The organism is Chryseobacterium vietnamense, from assembly GCF_031454475.1.
GTDB classification, from domain to species: Bacteria; Bacteroidota; Bacteroidia; order Flavobacteriales; family Weeksellaceae; genus Chryseobacterium; species Chryseobacterium vietnamense.
The window spans coordinates 278,948-298,894 of sequence record NZ_JAVDQX010000004.1 but is presented as its reverse complement, the minus strand read 5'-3'; the positions used below and the strand labels follow the sequence as shown (position 1 = coordinate 298,894).

At 38.4% G+C, this 19,947-nt stretch carries 20 protein-coding genes; 15 read left to right on the top strand and 5 right to left on the bottom strand.

The window, feature by feature from the left end:
• Positions 1-290: 290 nt before the first annotated feature.
• Together J2786_RS18420 and pruA are read right to left on the bottom strand one after the other, a co-directional pair.
• The gene (locus J2786_RS18420) at positions 291-512 is read right to left on the bottom strand and encodes a hypothetical protein (protein ID WP_047433946.1); all 222 of its coding nucleotides are present in this window, start codon (positions 510-512) and stop codon (positions 291-293) included.
• A gap of 382 nt (positions 513-894) precedes the next feature.
• Entirely contained in the window at positions 895-2,520 is a 1,626-nt protein-coding gene (pruA, locus tag J2786_RS18415) for an L-glutamate gamma-semialdehyde dehydrogenase (RefSeq protein WP_047433943.1), read from the bottom strand.
• A gap of 407 nt (positions 2,521-2,927) precedes the next feature.
• On the opposite strand from pruA, the gene J2786_RS18410 reads away from it, so the two are divergent.
• The 13 genes from J2786_RS18410 to J2786_RS18350 all read left to right on the top strand — a co-directional run bounded on the left by J2786_RS18410 (position 2,928) and on the right by J2786_RS18350 (position 14,942).
• Positions 2,928-3,293, top strand: a complete 366-nt coding sequence (locus J2786_RS18410) for a hypothetical protein (RefSeq protein WP_047433942.1) — start codon at positions 2,928-2,930, stop codon at positions 3,291-3,293.
• 155 nt (positions 3,294-3,448) lie between these two features.
• Complete coding sequence (gene ureA / locus J2786_RS18405; RefSeq protein WP_034697260.1) at positions 3,449-3,751, top strand: urease subunit gamma; 303 nt, start codon at positions 3,449-3,451, stop codon at positions 3,749-3,751.
• 11 nt (positions 3,752-3,762) lie between these two features.
• On the top strand, positions 3,763-4,131 hold the full coding sequence (gene ureB, locus J2786_RS18400) for an urease subunit beta (RefSeq protein WP_047433940.1): 369 nt from the start codon (positions 3,763-3,765) through the stop codon (positions 4,129-4,131).
• Position 4,132: 1 nt separating this feature from the next.
• Entirely contained in the window at positions 4,133-5,854 is a 1,722-nt protein-coding gene (gene ureC / locus J2786_RS18395) for an urease subunit alpha (protein WP_047433939.1), read from the top strand.
• 111 nt (positions 5,855-5,965) lie between these two features.
• Positions 5,966-6,613, top strand: a complete 648-nt coding sequence (locus tag J2786_RS18390; protein WP_047433937.1) for a hypothetical protein — start codon at positions 5,966-5,968, stop codon at positions 6,611-6,613.
• Positions 6,603-7,112, top strand: a complete 510-nt coding sequence (ureE, locus tag J2786_RS18385) for an urease accessory protein UreE (RefSeq protein ID WP_047433936.1) — start codon at positions 6,603-6,605, stop codon at positions 7,110-7,112. The genes J2786_RS18390 and ureE overlap by 11 nt, the downstream gene beginning before the upstream one ends.
• Entirely contained in the window at positions 7,105-7,803 is a 699-nt protein-coding gene (locus J2786_RS18380) for an urease accessory protein UreF (RefSeq protein ID WP_047433934.1), read from the top strand. The genes ureE and J2786_RS18380 overlap by 8 nt, the downstream gene beginning before the upstream one ends.
• Before the next feature lie 282 nt (positions 7,804-8,085).
• On the top strand, positions 8,086-8,724 hold the full coding sequence (ureG, locus tag J2786_RS18375; RefSeq protein WP_047433933.1) for an urease accessory protein UreG: 639 nt from the start codon (positions 8,086-8,088) through the stop codon (positions 8,722-8,724).
• Positions 8,725-9,513, top strand: a complete 789-nt coding sequence (locus J2786_RS18370) for an urease accessory protein UreD (protein ID WP_047433931.1) — start codon at positions 8,725-8,727, stop codon at positions 9,511-9,513.
• 137 nt (positions 9,514-9,650) lie between these two features.
• Positions 9,651-10,352: a membrane protein gene (locus J2786_RS18365; protein ID WP_047421274.1), complete on the top strand. Its 702-nt coding sequence runs from the start codon at positions 9,651-9,653 to the stop codon at positions 10,350-10,352.
• A 234-nt stretch (positions 10,353-10,586) separates the two neighbouring features.
• Complete coding sequence (locus J2786_RS18360) at positions 10,587-11,471, top strand: urea transporter (protein WP_047433929.1); 885 nt, start codon at positions 10,587-10,589, stop codon at positions 11,469-11,471.
• 175 nt (positions 11,472-11,646) lie between these two features.
• Positions 11,647-13,893 (top strand): TonB-dependent receptor, encoded by a 2,247-nt coding sequence (locus J2786_RS18355; protein WP_047433928.1) that lies wholly within the window; start codon positions 11,647-11,649, stop codon positions 13,891-13,893.
• Between the two features lie 158 nt (positions 13,894-14,051).
• Complete coding sequence (locus J2786_RS18350) at positions 14,052-14,942, top strand: helix-turn-helix domain-containing protein (protein WP_047433926.1); 891 nt, start codon at positions 14,052-14,054, stop codon at positions 14,940-14,942.
• A 106-nt stretch (positions 14,943-15,048) separates the two neighbouring features.
• Here the strand turns inward: J2786_RS18350 and J2786_RS18345 are convergent, their stop codons facing one another.
• From J2786_RS18345 to J2786_RS18335, 3 genes are read right to left on the bottom strand one after another with little or no spacing between them, the layout of a single operon-like run.
• Entirely contained in the window at positions 15,049-16,155 is a 1,107-nt protein-coding gene (locus J2786_RS18345) for a DNA topoisomerase IB (RefSeq protein ID WP_047433924.1), read from the bottom strand.
• A gap of 9 nt (positions 16,156-16,164) precedes the next feature.
• Positions 16,165-16,332 (bottom strand): phosphatidate cytidylyltransferase, encoded by a 168-nt coding sequence (locus J2786_RS18340; RefSeq protein ID WP_082002016.1) that lies wholly within the window; start codon positions 16,330-16,332, stop codon positions 16,165-16,167.
• A gap of 22 nt (positions 16,333-16,354) precedes the next feature.
• Positions 16,355-16,792: a DUF6526 family protein gene (locus J2786_RS18335; protein ID WP_047433921.1), complete on the bottom strand. Its 438-nt coding sequence runs from the start codon at positions 16,790-16,792 to the stop codon at positions 16,355-16,357.
• Between the two features lie 216 nt (positions 16,793-17,008).
• On the opposite strand from J2786_RS18335, the gene J2786_RS18330 reads away from it, so the two are divergent.
• Together J2786_RS18330 and J2786_RS18325 are read left to right on the top strand one after the other, a co-directional pair.
• Complete coding sequence (locus J2786_RS18330; RefSeq protein WP_047433920.1) at positions 17,009-18,778, top strand: aminopeptidase P family protein; 1,770 nt, start codon at positions 17,009-17,011, stop codon at positions 18,776-18,778.
• Positions 18,779-19,365: 587 nt separating this feature from the next.
• A complete protein-coding gene (locus tag J2786_RS18325) occupies positions 19,366-19,932 on the top strand; it encodes a Crp/Fnr family transcriptional regulator (RefSeq protein WP_047433918.1) in 567 nt (188 codons plus the stop codon).
• Positions 19,933-19,947 lie beyond the last annotated feature (15 nt).

Sequence of the window (19,947 nt, the reverse complement as noted above, 5' to 3'; positions counted from 1 at the left end):
AAAGATAAAAGATAAAAGATAAAAGATAAAAGATAAAAGATAAAAGATAAAAGATAAAAGATAAAAGATAAAAGATAAAAGATAAAAGATGTTGTCATTAAAATTCAATAGGGCTGGGTTTTAACCCAGCTAACCATAAATCTTACCCATTGGCTTTAGCCAAAACCTAAATAATAGTCCTTTAAAGCTAAAACTTGATGATAACTCCAATATTGCTGGTAACTCAATAAAAAAAATCTGCAGAGCTTTCATCTGCAGATTTTCCATTTTTAGATTGAATGTTATCATTACTATTTCACAGGAGACGTTGCCATAGAATCCCTTTTTATCTTGATTGTATCAGGATTCGTCATTTTGGTAGACGTTGTATCAGTAGTAGTAGGTGGTATACTTTTCTGTGTATTACCTACTGTTGCTGAATCCCGGCTACTTGTAGACATTGTCGATTCTTTGGTTCCACAGCTCACTGCAAATATTCCTATTCCGACAGCTGTTAGCAATAACTTTTTCATATTATTTTATTTTGGGGTGTATGATAACAGAAAATCAATAATTATTCCTAACAGGACATTGAAAATCGTAAAATATAGGTAAAGTTTGTTAAAAGATGTTAGTGGAGATATCGGGTTTCGGGATACGAGCTACGGGATATGCGAGATTCGGGATTCGAGTTTAATGTTTAATGTAGTCAAAAAAAATATTTTATTACCAAAAATACTCTCATACTCTAATATTCTTAAAACGCTATAACCCTAAAACTCTCAAACCCGAATCCCGAACCTCGCACCTCGCACCCCGTCTCTCACCACAAAAAAGCCCCGAAACCGAAATTCCGAGGCTGTATGTAAAGAACAGACAACAATTACCCATTGCCTGTTACTCATTACTAATTAATTATCCAAGGTATGGATATTTGTAGTTTTTAGGAGAAACGAAAGTTTCTTTTACGCTTCTTACAGAAACCCATCTCAGAAGATTCATTTTAGAACCTGCTTTATCATTTGTTCCTGAAGCTCTACCACCACCGAAAGGCTGTTGTCCTACTACAGCACCTGTTGGTTTATCATTGATGTAGAAATTACCTGATGCATTTTCTAAAGCTTTGTAAGCTTCACTGATTGCATAACGGTCTTGTGAGAATACAGAACCTGTTAATGAATAAGGAGAAGTAGAATCTACAAGTTTCAGAGTTTCTTTCCAGTCCTGATCTTCATATACGTAGATCGATAAGATCGGGCCGAAGATCTCTTCTACCATACTTTCGTAGTGAGGATTTGTAGTTTCAATTACTGTTGGGTGTACGAACCATCCTTTAGAATCGTCATATTTTCCACCGATAGCTACAGTAGCTTCACCGGAAGCATTTGCTCTGTCGATATATCCTTTACATTTTTCGAAAGAATTCTTGTCGATGACAGCGTTTACAAAGTTAGAAGTATCTTCTGGGGAACCGATTTTGATTGTGCTCATCTGAGCCTCCATTACTTTTTTCACATCAGCCCAAAGAGATTTAGGTACATAAGCTCTTGAAGCAGCAGAACATTTCTGTCCCTGATATTCGAAAGCACCTCTTACCAATGCAGTTGCTACAGCTTCTACGTTAGCAGAAGGGTGAGCAATAACGAAGTCTTTACCTCCTGTTTCTCCAACAATTCTTGGATATGTTCTGTAGTTGTGGATATTATCACCGATCATTTTCCACATCCCCTGGAATACTTTTGTAGAACCAGTGAAGTGAAGACCTGCGAAATCTCTGTGAGCCAGTACTTTTTCAGCAGTTTCTTTACCATCGGTAAAGATCATATTGATTACCCCTGCAGGAAGACCCGCTTCGATTAATACATCCATGATTACTTTTGCAGAATATACCTGCTTATCAGATGGCTTCCAAACGACAACGTTTCCTAACATTGCCATACAAGTCGGAAGATTTCCTGAAATCGCTGTAAAGTTGAATGGAGTTACTGCAAAACAGAATCCTTCCAATGGTCTGTACTCAACACGGTTCCAGATTCCATTGTCAGAAACCGGCTGCTCAGCATACATTTCTGTCATGAACTCTACATTAAATCTTAGGAAGTCAATGAACTCACAAGCAGAATCAATTTCAGCCTGGTGTACATTTTTAGACTGTCCGATCATTGTTGCTGCATTAATTACATCTCTGTAAGGACCAGCCAAAAGATCGGCTGCCTTTAAGAAAATTGCTGCACGCTGCTCCCAGCCTAGTTCATTCCATCCTTTTTTAGCTGCCAATGCCGCGTTGATAGCGTCATCCACATGCTGCATACCACCCTGGTAGTAAAACCCGAAATCATGAGCATGATCCTGTGGAGACTGAAGCTGTACTTTTGTTTCAGTCTTTACTTCTTTTCCGTTGATGATCATTGGGATTTCTACCTTTTCAGCCCACATTTTTTTATAAGTGTCGATAAGGCTTTTAACTTCCGGAGATCCCGGTTCGTATGAGTTTACAGGCTCGTTTACCGCTAATGGTACTTGCGAAATTGCTTTTGACATATTACGTTTTTATTATTTTATTAAATTAAATAAGATGTGTATACAAATTTACAATAATTATAAAGAAAGAAAAAATGCCATCTGTTTTTGTCAAATCAACGCTAAAATGAGTTTTCTGATGATATATCAGCTTTTTTTGAAGATTAATTTTATCAAATTTTCTTATGTTTTGATTATTCTTTAACCTTTAGAAAAAAATGCATCAATTTGTTATAATTGTAGGAATTGGGACAATAAAATATTTGTCATAGTTTAAAAATAGTCATTAATTGCTGTAAACAAGGGATTTATAACAGAAAGTTAAAATTATATAAATTCACATTTGTTGCGATTTTGAACATTTTAAATAATTTTTTTGATAGCCGGAGGGATAAGATTGTTCTAATTTTACACCATTATTAACAGGTATGAAAAAAAGAGTCTTATTTTTCTCTTTTGTGATATTTTTCTCAGCGTTGTGTGCAGGTCTTTTTGCACATAAGGGAAAAGCTAAATCATACTCTGATGTCCTTTCAAAAATTCATCTTTTACAGCAGAAATCTGATCAGCAGACCCAGCCTGAAATCTATAGTTTTTCAGATGTGCAGGACGTGCAGGATTCCAATGACTGGGAGAAAGTGAAATTCGATTACTCTGTACTTGCCCAGCAGTGGCTTCATTATTTCTTTGCAGGGTATTCTCACAATACACGGGTTGCGGCCGTTCAAAACCGTATTTATATTACAGCACCAAGATACATCCTGTATCATTGCTTACAGATAGCGGGGTGCTAATCTCTTTTCTTAATTTTTAATGATCCGCTGTGGTTTGTATTCATGTCAATACAGACCTGTAAGAATCATTCCCATTTTACATTTTGAACATATCGGTTTGCCTTTACGGAGAGGTGAATAGGATACTGTTTGTCCAATTTTAAATAAAAAATATTATGCACTTAACACCGAGAGAAACGGAAAAGCTTATGCTGTTTCTGGCAGGCGAACTCGCTCTGAAAAGAAAGGCAAGAGGCCTTAAATTAAACTACCCTGAATCCATAGCACTCATCAGCCACTTCTTACTTGAGGGTGCAAGAGATGGAAAAAAAGTAGCCGAACTGATGCAGGAAGGCGCTAATCTCCTTACAAAAGAGGATGTAATGCCAGGCGTGTCAGAAATGATCCATGATGTTCAGATTGAAGCCACTTTTCCTGATGGGACTAAGCTGGTAACCGTACACAACCCAATCCGCTAATACTACTGATGATGATACCAGGAGAAATTTTTGTAAAAGAAGGAACAATTATCTGCAATGAAGGCAGAGAAACTGTGAAAATAAAAGTAACCAATACCGGAGACCGCCCTATTCAGGTAGGTTCACACTTCCATTTTTTCGAAGTTAATAAAGCAATGAGTTTTGACCGCGAAAAAGCTTTCGGAAAGAGACTGAATATTGTAGCAAGTACTGCAGTACGTTTTGAACCGGGAGAAGAAAAAGAAGTGGAATTGGTAGAAATAGGAGGAACCAAAAAAGCAATGGGCTTCAATAATCTTGTTGACGGACAGGTAGATTCCGAAGAACAGAAAAAAACGAGCCTTGCAAAAGTTGAAGAATTAAACTTTAAAAATCACTAAGATGAGCTTACACGTAGACAGAAAACAATACGCCAATATATTAGGTCCTACCGCCGGAGATAAAATCAGGCTGGGAGACACTGAAATTATTATTGAAATTGAAAAAGATTTCACGCATTACGGTGACGAAGCCGTTTTCGGAGGGGGAAAAACCGTACGTGACGGTATGGGGCAGAATGTTACCGCTAAAAGAGACGAAGGGGTTCTGGACCTTTGTATCACGGGAGCTGTTATCATTGATCACTGGGGAATTGTAAAAGGAGATATCGGAATCAAAGACGGAAAAATCGTAGGAATCGGAAAAGCAGGAAATCCGGATACAATGGATGGTGTATCTCCTAATATGATCATCGGAGCATCAACTGAAGTTCACGGTGGAAAAGGATATATCGTAACAGCCGGAGGTATTGATACACACATTCATTACATCTGTCCTCAACAGATCGAAACCTCTTTATACAGTGGAATTACAACTATGATCGGTGGAGGAACAGGTCCCAACGACGGAACCAATGCTACAACAGTAACTCCGGGAAAATTCAATATGCAGAAAATGCTTGAAGCGGCAGAAGAATATCCTATGAACCTGGGTTTCTTCGGGAAAGGGAACTGTTCAGCAGAAGAACCTATTGAAGAACAGGTAGAAGCCGGAGCTTTAGGAGTAAAAATTCATGAAGACTGGGGAGCAACTCCTGCAACGATTGATGCTGCATTGAAAGTAGCTGATAAATATGACGTTCAGGTGGCTATCCACACCGATACTCTGAATGAAGGAGGATTTCTTGAAGATACAATGAGAGCCATCAACGGAAGAGTAATCCACACTTTCCACACAGAAGGGGCAGGTGGAGGCCACGCACCGGACATCATCAAAGCAGCGATGTATCCAAATGTGTTACCCGCTTCTACAAACCCTACACGTCCTTATACTGTAAATACAATCGATGAGCACTTAGACATGCTGATGGTCTGTCACCATCTGAGCAAAAATATTCCTGAGGATGTAGCATTCGCAGATTCACGTATCCGTCCTGAAACTATTGCCGCAGAAGATATACTTCACGATATGGGCGTTTTCAGTATCATGAGTTCAGACTCTCAGGCAATGGGAAGACCGGGAGAAGTGATCACAAGAACATGGCAGACGGCAAGCAAAATGAAGGAGCAGAGAGGTGATCTTGCTGAAGATAAAGACAGTGGAAACGATAACTACCGTGCAAAAAGATATGTGGCTAAATATACCATCAATCCGGCTATAGCACATGGTATTTCAGAATATGTAGGATCTCTCGAAGAAGGAAAACTGGCAGATTTGGTGATCTGGAAACCTGCATTATTTGGAGTGAAACCGGAAATGATTGTAAAAGGAGGATTTGTAATTGCTGCTAAAATGGGAGATCCGAATGCATCCATTCCAACGCCGCAGCCTATTATTTACAGAAATATGTTCGGGGCCCATGGAAAAGCTAAGTTTGGTACTTGTGCAAACTTTGTTTCTCAGATCTCGATCGACAACGGAACCATCGCTTCTTATAAATTGGAGAAAATGATCCTTCCGGTAAAAAACTGTAGAAATATTTCCAAAAAAGACCTTATCCATAACGATAAGACTCCTTTAATTGAAGTGAATCCTGAAAACTATAAAGTAACGGTAGACGGTGAGTACATCACCTGTGAACCGGCAGAAACACTTCCTTTAACACAGTTGTATTACTTGTTCTAAGATCAATTTTATGAATAAAACCTAACAGGTTTCAAAAACCTGTTAGGTTTATTTAACAACAAAAAAAATTATCAGATCATATTGTAAAACAATTATAGAACTAAGTGTAGAATGAAATATTTAAATAAAACAGTTTTTTCTCTTGCTATAGCTGGTGTATCTATGCTGTCAGGGAATCTGAATGCTCAGTTTCTGGGTGGACACAGGCTTAAAAGTGATGAAGACGGACCCAAAGGACAGTTTATGGTGTACGGTTCATTAGACTATTCTAAAATGACAACACCGTCAAGCAGCAGCAGTACGGTATCAAGTGCGCCGCTTGGCGTGGGATACTTCATCAATAATAATGATCTTATCGGAGTCAATTATGCGTACTCACAGAATACAGTTGATCACAATGTTGTTTACAAACAGAATGAAGCAGGTATCTGGTACAGTCCGTCCGTAATGCTTGGGAAATATTTTGTATTGATCGGACAGGTGGACGCTCACTATGTTTGGGGACAACAACTTTCAACAGCTGCTGATGCGATGCAGAACTTTAACGGATTCCGTCTTCGTGCCTATCCTTTGATCGGAATAGTATTAGGAGGAGGCTGGGCACTGAAATTCAAATTTGCAGAACTATCCATGCTTCAGACCAAGACCAAAGAAGAAGGCTGGACGAAAAGCTATGTAGCGGGAATCAGTGGTTCAACATTCGGGGTAGGGATCTCCAAAAACTTAGACTTTAGAAAAAAATCCAACAATGATAATTAATCAAATCATAGGCAATCTCTCAGAAAATCCAACCGGGAAAACCATAGATTATCTTGATCTTGAATGGTTTGAAACCACCAAAAGAATCCAGCGTAAAAAAACCAGACAGGGAATTGATGTGGCCATCAAATTTCTCAGAGAAGGGCAACGCTTGCGTGAAGGCGATATTCTTTTTGAGGATGCAGAAAAAATAATAGTAATCAATGTTCTGGAAACGGAAGCTATCGTAATGTCACCCACCTCACTGCTGGAAATGGGTACGGTGTGTTATGAGATAGGAAATAAACATGTTCCGCTTTTCATTCAGAATGATCAAGTATTGCTTCCTTTTGAAATGCCAATGTTCAGATGGCTGGAAGCCAGCGGTTTCAAACCGGAAAAACAATCTGTGAAGTTGTTGAATCTTCTTAAATCTAATGTTGAGCCTCACGGGCACGGAAGTCTGGGATCAACAATTTTCACAAAAATCTTAAAAATGGCGGCCCCGAAAGATGAATAATAGCAACATAAACTTCCTGTCAGGACTGCTTCATCTTGCAGATCCTACACTTCCCATCGGAGGCTACACCCATTCCAACGGACTTGAAACGTATGTGCAGGAAAGGATCGTACATAATTTAACTACCGCAAAAGAATTTGTGCAGAATATGCTTCAGTACAACCTTAAATTCAATGACGGGGCTTTTGTAAAACTGGCTTATGAAGCAGCAGAAAAGGGAGATTTGCAGGCATTGTTACTTCTTGATAATGAGTGCAACGCAATAAAATGTCCAAAGGAAATCCGCCAGGCTAGTCAGAAATTAGGACTCAGACTGATCAAGATTTTCAAAAGAAGAGAAAGTTTCCCTTTTATGGAGGCGTTTGAAAAAGCAGTTCAGCATAAAGAAGCTAATTCCCACTACTGTATTGTATTCGGAGTGTATGCTTACTTAATGAAAATTCCTTTGTACGAAGCACTTCTGGGGTTCTATTACACCTCAGTTGCCGGAATGATCACCAATGCGGTAAAGCTTGTTCCTCTTGGACAACTGGATGGACAGGATATTCTATTCTCATTATATCCTGTAATGGAAAAAACAGCTTTAGAAACAATAGAACTGGACAGAGATATGGTGGGACTTTGTAATACCGCCTTTGATATCAGATGTATGCAGCATGAAAGATTGTATTCAAGACTTTATATGTCGTAAGGCAAAAGTAAAAAGACAAAAGTAAAAAGATAAAAGTCAGGAAAGTTAAGGTGATAAAGGAAGATTGTAAGGTTAAGAAAATGAATAACTTATAACTGAGTGAATAGTGTGCTTCTTAGCCGAATGAAATGCCTTTGCATCCCTTGTAATATTCTCAATTAATAAAAAAAATATACGTGAAATAAGGTGCTCTTTGCTGAGTGAAACGCCCTTGCGATCGAAAATATTCGAAATCAAAAAAACTTAGCGCCATGGCGTTAAAAAAAAATAAAATTAAAAAAAATGGAAAACAGAAAATATATAAAAGTAGGAGTAGCAGGACCTGTAGGCTCAGGAAAAACTGCATTATTAGAACGTTTAAGCAGAAAATTATTCGGGACTTACGACCTTGGCGTCATCACGAATGATATTTATACCAAAGAAGACGCTGAATTTATGGCTAAAAACAGTCTTCTTCCCCATGACAGAATTATCGGAGTAGAAACAGGAGGATGCCCGCACACCGCCATCCGTGAAGATGCAAGTATGAACCTTGAAGCGGTAGATGAGCTTGCAGCACGTTTTCCGGAAATTGAACTGGTGCTTATCGAAAGTGGAGGCGATAACCTTTCTGCAACATTCAGTCCCGATCTTGCGGACGTTACCATTTTCATTATCGACGTAGCAGAAGGTGAAAAAATCCCTAGAAAAGGAGGACCTGGAATTACAAGATCAGACTTGTTGATCATCAACAAAATTGACCTTGCCCCTCACGTAGGTGCCAGCCTTGAAGTAATGGAAACTGATGCCAGAAGGATGAGAAAAGGAAATCCTTTCGTATTCACCAACCTGAAAACCGATGAAGGACTGGATAAAGTAATAGGCTGGATTAAAAAATATGCCCTTTTAGAAGAAATTGAAGAACCGAATCTGGTAAGATAAATGGACAGTCATTTAAAAATTATTGCAGGATTCAAGGGAGGAGAATCCTATGTGAAAGATCTTTATGTCTCACTTCCTTTCAGAGTAGTTTCTGTAGGACAGCGGAAAAGCGACAAAAAGCTCTATCAGATGGTGATGAGTTCTTCTCCGGGGATTCTGGATGGAGATCACTACCATCTGGATGTTACTCTTGAAAAAGGATCAGCACTTCAGCTGCAGTCGCAATCCTATCAAAGACTTTTCAACATGCAGGACAAGGCACTTCAGGAGCTTAACGTATCTATGGAAGATGAAACCTCTTTTGCTTACGTTCCCCATCCGATAGTTCCCCATGAAGATTCCAATTTTAAGAGTAAAGCGAATATTCATATCGGGAACAACAGCCAGATTATCATCAGTGAGATCATCACATGTGGAAGAAAACATTATGGAGAAGTTTTTAAACTGAAACGTTTTCAGAATGTAATGGAAATTTATCATAACAATAAACTGGTTGTAAAAGATAATGTTCTCATTCAGCCTGATATGATTCCGATCAGCAGTATCGGTAACCTGGAACAATATACCCATCAGGGAACCCTGATCTTCTACAGTACAAAAGAAAATGTTGATAAAAACGGATTGATAGAGGAGATTGTTGAAGCCGCTACACAACACCATGAACAGATGGAAGCAGGAGTCTCTGTAATGGATGACAATGGTTTTGTAGTACGAGCGCTGGGACATGGAGGAGAATTGATGTACAACTTCTTCCTGCATATTCAGGAAATCCTGTGGTCTTTAGAATAAAAATTAAAATGATTCTTTATTTAAGGTACACAGAGAAAATATTCAATAGACGCGGGCTTTAGCCCGCAATACTAAAAGATACACTTCCACTGGCTTTAGCCAAAACTTAATAGAGAACAACAATAGATAAATAGAAAATGGATAGTACAGTTTGGGCACTTCTTTTGAGTGCCGTTTCAATAAGTTTCATACATACCGCCTCAGGGCCGGATCATTATCTGCCTTTCATCGTGATTTCCAAATCCAAAAAATGGAGCGGAATGAAAACAGCCATCTTAACCGTTGTCTGTGGATTCGGACATGTGTTCAGTTCCCTGATTTTAGGATTTATCGGAGTTTTCCTGGGATGGCAGCTCAATAAAATCTCATGGTTTCAGGATATCAGAGGAAATTTTTCAGGATGGGCACTGCTGATCTTTGGAGGAGTTTATCTGGTATACGGTCTCATTCAGGCCATCAGAAACAAGCCACATAAGCATTTTGATGTGATGGGTGACGATGTGTATGTATACGAACATAATCACAGCGAAGTAGTAATGCCTCAAAAAAGAATAAAAGTAACACCGCTTGTACTGTTCATGATTTTTGTAATGGGACCCAGCGAACCTTTGATTCCCTTATTATTTTATTCAGGAGTAAAACATTCCATGTCTGAAATTGCGGTACTGGTCACTTCTTTCACAGCAACAACCGTTTTGACGATGCTTGGAATGGTTCTTCTGGGGAGATATGGTTACTCAACATTATTCAATACCGAAAAACTGGAAAGATATATGGGCGTGGTAAGCGGAGCGGTAGTAACGGTTTGCGGAGTAGGAATGGTCTTTCTTGGATGGTAAATGAGTTCTGGGTTCCGGGTTTCGTGTTTCGTGTTTCGGGATTCGGGATTCGGGCTGGAGAGTTTGAGGGGAAAAGGGTTTGAGAGTTTTAAGGTTGAAGAAAAAATTGAAGCTGAAAAATGATGAACTGTCAATCTCGTATCTTTTTATCTTAATCTAATCCCCGCACCTCGCAACCCGAAACTCGCACCTAGCAACAAACAACAACCCCATTATTAATAAATTAAAAAAACTATGGACGAATTTTTCAAAAAACTGCCTTTTTTAGACAATATTTTAAAAGGAATCGGGCAGATTATGCTCCAGGAAAACAGATGGACCGGACTTCTTTTTCTGATAGGAATTTTTATGGGAAGCTGGCAGTGTGGAGTGGCAGTATTGCTTTCAACCGCTGCCGGAACTTTTGCAGCAATGAAGCTTAATTATGACAAATCTGAAATCAATGCCAGTCTTTATGGGTTCAGTGCCGCACTGGTGGGAGTAGCATTGGCATTCCTGTTTCAGACAACAGTACTGATCTGGGTTCTTATTGTATTGGGTGGAGCGTTGGCTGCTGTTATTCAGCATTTCTTTATCCAAAAGAAAATTCCGGTATTTACTTTTCCTTTTATCATTATTACCTGGGTCCTGGTATTTGGTCTGCATCATTTTACTCATATTCCACCCTCTGAAATGTTAAGCAGTGAAGTGATGCCTACAGAATATGATGACTTTCTTACCTGTACCAATGGTTTTGGTGAAGTGATATTCCAGGGAGGAATACTCTCAGGAATTATTTTCTTCCTTGCTGTTTTCATCAGTTCTCCGGTAGCTGCTTTATATGGTTTGGCTGCATCAATTCTGGGAGCTGGATTATCACAGTTAAATGGAGAGCCCATTAAAGAAATCCACATGGGATTATTTGGATTCAATGCAGTGCTTTCAGCCATTGTCTTTTCCGGAGTTAAAAAAACAGATGGCTTGTGGGTACTGATTGCAGTTCTTATTACCATCGCAATTGATGATCTTTTGATCGATAACCATTGTCTGGATATAGTAGGCGGAGTATTTACTTTCCCCTTTGTAGCGGGAACATGGATTACGCTTTTGATTCAAAAAGTATTTCTTAAAACAAAATAAAGAGTTGGAGCGTTGGAGGATTTGAGAGTTTGAGGGTTCGAGATTGATACAGTTCAAGGTTTAAAGTTTTTTTTCACGATGATTGACGATTTACTTGCGAAGCAAAATTCACTATTGATATTCCTCTAACTTCTAGTTTTTAACTTCTAAAATTTAAATATAATTAAACTAAAAAATGAAAATAACAAAAATAGCAGCCGTATTTCTGGTTATGGTATTCAGTGGAAAAATGATGGCGCAGGAAGCAGAAAAACAGTTGCTGATAAAAGATGCAGATGACAAATTTCCCATTGCAGATGCTTTGGTAAAATATGACCATGGAAACAGCCATACTCATACAGCGGCAGATGGTATGTTTGCTGTCCCTGTAAAATCTCTTCCTGATACCCTTGTAATCAGCCGTCAGGGATATGATGAGATAAAATGGGTAGTAACCAATGATGATGATAAAAATAAAGTTATTTTTTTACAGCATAAACCTTTTCAGATTTCTGAAGTGGCCATCAATCACAGTTCGTTTTTATCAGCTATCACCAAAGTAGATCTGAACAAATTTCCGGTCAACTCAGCGCAGGATTTGTTGAGAAAAGTTCCGGGACTGTTTATTGCACAACATGCCGGAGGTGGAAAAGCAGAACAGCTTTTTTTAAGAGGATTCGATGCCGATCATGGTACCGACGTAAGTGTGAATGTAGACGGAATGCCCGTGAATATTGTATCTCATGCCCATGGACAGGGATATTCTGACTTACACTTTGTAATTCCTGAAACCGTCAATAATATTGACTTCGGAAAAGGGGCCTATTATATGGACCGCGGAGACTTTAATACAGCCGGATATGTAGATTTTCAGACCTACAATGGGTTGAAAAACAGTATGATTAAACTGGAAGGAGGTTCATTCAATTCAAAAAGAGTATTGGGGATGTTCAATATTCTGCATGATGATCTTGGAAGGAAAAATGCCTATATAGCAGCAGAATACAACTATACAGACGGGCCTTTTGATGTTAAACAGAATTTTAACAGAGTCAATATTTTCGGGAAGTACAATCAATGGCTGACGGATAAAGACTATTTCAATATCCAGTTCTCTACATTCAATTCTTCATGGAATGCTTCCGGGCAGATTCCGGAGCGCGCTGTAGATGAAGGAATTATTGGCAGATGGGGAAGTATTGATCCTACTGAAGGTGGTAAAACTTCCAGAACAAACCTTCAGATGAACTTTAAGCACATTATTTCTCCTTCCGAGCAGATTGATGCCATGGCTTTCTATTCAAAATATAATTTTAATCTGTATTCTGATTTTACCTTTAATTTAAAAGATAAGGATCATGGAGATGAAATTCAGCAGACCGACGGAAGAAATATTTACGGCGCGGAAGTGAAATATACAAAGACTTTTTCCTTTGCCAGCAGCTCTTTAAACTGGACTTCAGGAATCGGATTAAGAAATGATGATATTAATACTTTGCAGCTTAATCACGTTTACCACAGAGATCTGCTGCTTGATAAATTATCAGATGTGACAGGAACGGAAACCAATCTTCATGCTTATTCAGGATTGATATGGAAAACTGGAAAATGGACGATTAACCCCGCCTTGAGAGTGGATCATTTTATTTTCAATATGCATAATCTGCTGGATGCGGAACAGCTACCATCAGGACAGTCCAAAGAAGCAACAAGGCTTAGTCCAAAATTGAATTTCTCCTACGCTCAGAACGATAATGTAATGTGGTTCCTGAAAACAGGGATGGGCTTCCACTCCAATGACCTCAGAGTAGTTGTTCCCAATAAAAATGAAAATACCCTTCCGTATTCTATAGGGGCAGATTTTGGGGTGAGATTACATCCGTTCAAATCTTTGATTATTACTCCGGCATTGTGGTATATGGATCTTCAGCAGGAATTTGTCTATGTAGGTGATGATGCTGTAGTAGAGCCTTCAGGCAAATCAAGGCGTTTTGGGGCTGATCTTGGAGTTCGCTTCCAGCCGTTGGAAAACTTTTATCTGAATGCGGATATCAACTATTCCCACGCCAGATTTACAGAAGAAGAAAAAGGACAGGATTACGTTCCGCTGGCTCCGGTAGTTACCAGCACAGGATCTGTAAACTGGGATTTCCTGAATGGTTTTTCTTTAGGACTACAGTACAGATATCTGGGTGCAAGACCAGCGGTAGAGGATAACAGCATCAGAACCAAAGCTTACTTTGTCAATGATCTTATGCTTTCCTATAACCGTCAGAAATGGGGAGCAAATGTTCAGTTGAACAACCTTTTCAACGTAAAATGGAATGAAGCCCAGTTTGCCACGGAAACACAGCTAAAAGGAGAAGCGGAGCCCATTACAGATCTTACGTATACCCCGGGAAGTCCTTTCGGAGTGAGAGTAGGAGTGTATTATAAGTTCTAAATGAGAGAGTGGTAGAGTTTGAGGGTTTGAGAGTGAAGATGTGAGTTCCGGGTTTCGGGGTTTTTATTCTCTTGCTTTTTTGCCCTTTTACCTTCTCTGCTGATTCAGTATTGAGTCTTAAAATATTTTGTATAACTTTAATTAATCATAACAAGGATATGGAAGTTCTATCCAATTTTCAATATAAAAAGCTTTTTCTTCCTAATATTACGGATAAGATATTAGCCAATAATGCTGATATACAGCTGTATCGGATAGAAAATTATCTTAAAGGTATTCTGATGCCGGTAATTCCGTACCGTACAACGTTTAATTTTATTATTTTCGTTACCAACGGACATATCAGACAGTACCTTGAAAATAAAGAATATCATGCTGAAAAAGGAGGTGTGATCTTTATTAAACAAGGAACAATTACCGCAACTGTTGAATTATCTGATGATATTGAAGGGTTCTTCCTTGCTTATGAAAATAATATCTTATCCGAACAGGAACTGCCCAAACATAAAAGCAGCATTTTCTTTATGACGCCTTTCCTTAATCTGGATAGCCTGACCTACGGAACCATTACTCAGCTTCTCCCGATCATGGAGCAGGAATTATGGTTGAATAACCTCAATGTCAATGATGTAGTGGTTACGATGCTTCATCTTATTCTGATTAAAATGCTCAGTACAGATGCTGATAACCATCATAAATCTGCAACACGTCCCATGGAGCTTTCTCTTCAGTTTCGGGATCTGTTGTTTAAATATCATGTAGGAGAAAAGAGAGTGGCTTTCTATGCTGATAAACTGTCCGTTACAGAAAGTTATCTGAATAAATGTGTAAAAGGAGTGACTCAAAAATCTCCAAAACAATGGATCAATGAAATTGATATCAATTATAGCAAAGCATTACTTCATTCCAGTAAAGATATTGCTGAGATTGCCTACGAACTGAATTTCCATACGGCTTCCCATTTTACCCAGCTTTTTAAAAAGATCGCAGGAATTACTCCAAAAGAATATAGAATCCAGTTCCTGAACAATAGTAGAATTTCAATATAGTCGGGCTGGAAGCGGAAAGTCAGATGATGGAAGTATTGTGTAGTAGCCTGATCAAATAAGTTGTTTTTAGGAATTTCATAACTTCCAGCTTCCATTCTTCCGTCTTCTACATCCTCTCGTTTTCCAGAATTTTCAAAACCAGTCTTTCTTCTTTTGTAAGATCGGCTTTTCCGTCATTTTCTTCTATGACTTCCAGCTCATCAAGATATTTTTTGATCGTGTTGTTTTCGTAAAGGTTGATGACTAAAGGATGAACATAATACTTTCTGCAAACTGTCGATGTATTTCCCAGATGTTCTGCAACAATATCCAGGGCTTCTTTGACCTTCTTTTTGTATTGAGTGTCATTTTCTGCATATCCGATTTCTTTAAAAGCAATCAGCGCACTTACCGTTCCGGACCATGTTCTGAAATCCTTCGCTGTAAAATCTTCACCACTGATCTCCTTGATATACTCATTCACCATCCCCGAATCTACAGAATGTCGGTTTCCTTCATCATCAAAATACTGGAAGAGTTCTTTTCCGGGGATATCTTTACATTTCTGAACCAGCCTTGCCAGCCTCTTACTTCTGAGGTCGATCTGATGCATAACACCTTTCTTTCCTTTAAAAGAAAAAGAGATTTTCTGCCCGTTTACCTTTACATGTTTATCCTTTAAAGTAGTCAGTCCAAAAGAACCGTACAGTTTTTCATATATATTATTTCCAATACGGATATTGGTTCTTTGCATAAGGCTTACAATTAAGGCCAGGATTTTTCGTTTCTCAAAATTTCTCAGGGCAAGATCCTGTTCAATATGCAGGCGGATGTCCGGTAATGCATACCCGAACTGAAGCATTCTGTAAAATTTTGTATGATTTCTTAAAGCACTCCACAGAGGGTGGTAGCGGTATTGTTTTCTTTTTTTTACATCAAAGCCTGTTGCCTGAAGATGGCCGTTATCAAGAGCACAGATCCATACATTTTCCCAGGCTGGCGGGATCACCAGTTTATTGATCCGGGTAATTTCTTCTTTATCCTTTATCTTTTCACCGTCTTTGTAATAGGAATATTTCTTCCCGGTTTTCTTACGGGTAATTCCGGCGGTTTCTGCATCGGTGGTATATACAAGATGTACCGCCTTTGCAGAAGCTTCCGGGTCCTTCATTATTTTAACAATTTTTGAAGGCTTCAGGTGAGAAATGATCTCCAAATCTGTATTCTTCTCCATAAAACATGGTTAAGAGTTTTTACCCCTCGAAAAAATCAGTAAAAGAATCCCTACTATTACACAGACTAAGATGATTCCCCACCACATTCCTGCCTTAAAAATCGTTTCTACTGCTTCACAACCTGTAAGTGTCATTACACTTAATATCATAATACTGTAAAAGCTCCATTTTTTCATACTATCTATTTTTGTGGGTGTGTTAAATTCTGAGGTGGTCAGCTCTCCATTTTTTAATAGACCTTTTTATTTCGTCTCCTGAGATGTTTTCATGAAGCGCTCTGTATAAAAGCTCTTTGAATTCATCATCATAGGTAAATCTCAATGCAGCAATCTGATCGAATTTCAGTTTGTCAGCAGTTTCATCAGATCTTTTATTGAAGATCTCAAAATAACGCTGTTTAAACTCCAGAACTACCATACGGTTTTGAAGTCCCAGTGCATAATGCTGCCTTGTCATAAATGCCAGATAAAAAAGCAAAAAAATCACTATAGAAAATAGTATCCATGCCAGCTGATTTCCGGGGTCGTCCCAAATTTTATAAATTCCTAAAATCTCCAATATGATGAGCATTGGAAGATAAATAAAATGATGGGGCGGATAAAATTTTCTGTGGTTATTGTAGTTTTGCTGTTTCATGCAATAGAATGTAGCAATAATCCTTCCAAAAATTTATTATTTTGATAGTATGGTAGTTTTTTTTACTTTAAAATGATTTATTTAATTAAATATGTTTAGTGGTTTGATTTTTTTTAGCACTCCTTAAAAATAACAGATTATTAAGCAAAATAGCCGGAGGATTTACCTTTCAGACATCAAATTTTTTGTAACTTTCGGTGGTTAAAAATAAAAAGAATGACTTCAAAGGAAAAAGTTGCTGCGCTTCGTGAAGAAATGCAGAAAAATAATGTTGATGCATTTATAGTATATTCTGCAGACCCGCATATGAGCGAATACCTTCCTGAAGAATGGCAGGAGAGAGCTTGGTTGTCAGGTTTCTTAGGTTCCGCTGGTTTTGTGGTAATTACCAAAGATAAGGGCGGACTTTGGACAGACGGAAGATACTTTACACAAGCTGCTATTGAACTGGAAGGTTCCGGAATTGATCTTTTTAAAGATGGAATGGAAGGAACTCCTAATTATATCGACTGGATTATTTCAGAAATTCCTGCAGGCGGTAAAGTGGCAGTAAATGCTGTTGCAGCTTCTCATGCCAACTGGGAACTGCTTTCTCAAAAATTTAATGCAAAAAATATTACGCTGGCAGATATCCCACTTTTAAAAGAAGTCTGGAAAGACAGAGGAACTGCATCTGCTAACCCTATTTTCGTACATCCGGTAGAAAGAGCCGGTAAATCTGTATCCGATAAAATTGCTGCCATCCGTCAGAAAATGGAAGAGCAGGAGGCAACCGTACACATTATCTCAAGTCTGGATGATGTGGCATGGACACTGAACCTGAGAGGAAGTGATGTAGAAAGCAATCCAGTATTCTTAGGATATATTGTGATTACTAAAAACGACGCTGTTGTATTCACAGGATTAGAAAAGATGGAAGTGGCTGCAAGAAAACAAATGGATGACTCGTTTGTTAAAATGATGCCTTACGAAGAATTCTACAATTACCTGAAGACCTTCAAAAACGAAAAAGTACTGGTTTCTCCGAACAGCAACCAACAGATTTTTGAAACATTAAAAACAGACAACCAGTTTATCAAAGCTCCTGTTCCCGGCAACCTGATGAAAGCCCAGAAAAATGAAGCTGAACTGGAAGGTTTCAGGACCGTAATGGTAAGAGACGGAGTAGCGATGGTGAAATTCCTTTATTGGCTAACACACAATGCAGGAAAAGAAGCGATGAATGAATATTCTATCGGACAGAAACTGAAAGGATTCCGTGCAGAAGGTGAAAATTTTGTTGGAGAAAGCTTTGGTTCTATCGTTGGATATAAAGATAACGGTGCTATCATGCACTATTCTGCTAAAAAAGAAGGAAGTAAAGAAGTTACGAATGAGGACACAATCCTGGTAGATTCAGGAGGCCAGTACCTTGAAGGAACTACAGATATTACAAGAACTTTCGCTTTAGGAACACCTTCGGAAGAGTTTAAAAGAAATTCAACATTGGTACTACAGGGACTGATCCGTTTATCGATGGTGAAATTCCCGAAAGGAACAAAAGGAGTACAGCTCGATGCCATTGCAAGGCTTCCGCTATGGATGGAAGGAAAAGACTTCAACCACGGAACAGGACATGGAGTAGGAAGCTTTATGAATGTACATGAAGGACCGCAAAACATCAGAAAAGATCTGAATCCTCAGGAACTTCTTCCGGGAATGGTTTGTTCAAACGAACCTGGATATTACCTTGAAGGGCATTACGGAATCCGTCACGAAAACCTGATTGCCGTAAAAGAATCAGAAACAACAATTCACGGAACATTCTATGAATTTGAAACATTGACATTCTGCCCGTTCTTCAAAGATACAGTGGTAAAAGAAATCCTTTCAGAAGACGAAATCGCCTGGCTGAACGGTTACCATAAAACTTGTGAGGAAAAGCTTGCTCCACATTTAGATGGAGAAGTTAAAGAATGGTTCCTTCAACTGGTAAGCCCGCTTTAATAAAGATTCAAAGGTGAAAGTGCATGACAATCATAACGTTAAATTTTAAACTTTAAACCTTGAACCTTGAACTGTAAACAGTAAACTGAATATTGTTAGATAATCCAAAGTCCTGTAAGGTATTTCCTGCAGGGCTTTTCTTTTTATACAACCGTATTTTTACGGATATAATTCTAGGGATTCCACTGATGCATAAAAAATAAGGTTCACCTATCTTTGTTACAACAAAACATCATTCATATCTTCATAAATAACTCAAGTAAATTCAAAACGGTAGATCATCTCGTCCTGAGATGATTTTTTTTGTTTTCAATTGAAATCAGCTAGATCTATTTGAGTGAAAAATATTCAAATTGATTGATATGAAACGCAAAGAATCTATTAGAACATCTTATCTTAAGGGGGCTAAGGCTTCGATAAAGTCGCTGATGAAGCTATATGGCTATGCATGAGCTTAGAAAGAATCAATGCAATTGATTCCCTCTTTGCCCTCTTTACATTAAACTCTGCAAAAATTAAAACTTTGCGTAGATAAACAACATTGCTTCCATCTTTTTATTTATTTTCGCTGAAACTTATTTTATAGAATGGAACGAGACTATTTTCGAAGCTTTAACCTGTTTTCAGAAGATGAAATTGAAGAATTCCTGAAGTTTTCCGAAGTCAGACTTATCAGTAAAAATGATTATTTTATACAGGAAGGAGAGCTTTGTAAAGAAGTAGGATTGGTAAAGTCTGGTATTTTCCGTTCTTTTTATACTTCTGATGAAGGAAAAGATATGACCTACTGCTTCCGGTTTCCCAATCATATGATCGCTTCCTATTCATCATTTGTTTCAGGATGCCCAAGCAAAGAAAGTATGCAGGCCATTACCAATGCAGAGCTGATTATTCTTAAAAAAGATGCGGTAGATGAACTGGTTCAGAACAGTCTTAACTGGACAAAGTTTTTAAAAATCATCGCAGAGCAGGAATATCTTGAACTTGAAACACGGTTTTTTCAGCTGCAAAGAGATAGCGCAGCCCAGCGTTATGAAACATTAGTAAAAAAACATCCTGATTATATTCAAAATATTCCATTACAGTATCTGGCTTCCTATCTTGGCATTACCCAGCGCCACCTGAGTCGTATCAGAAAGGAAATTTCTTTTTAGACATTTGTCCTGCTT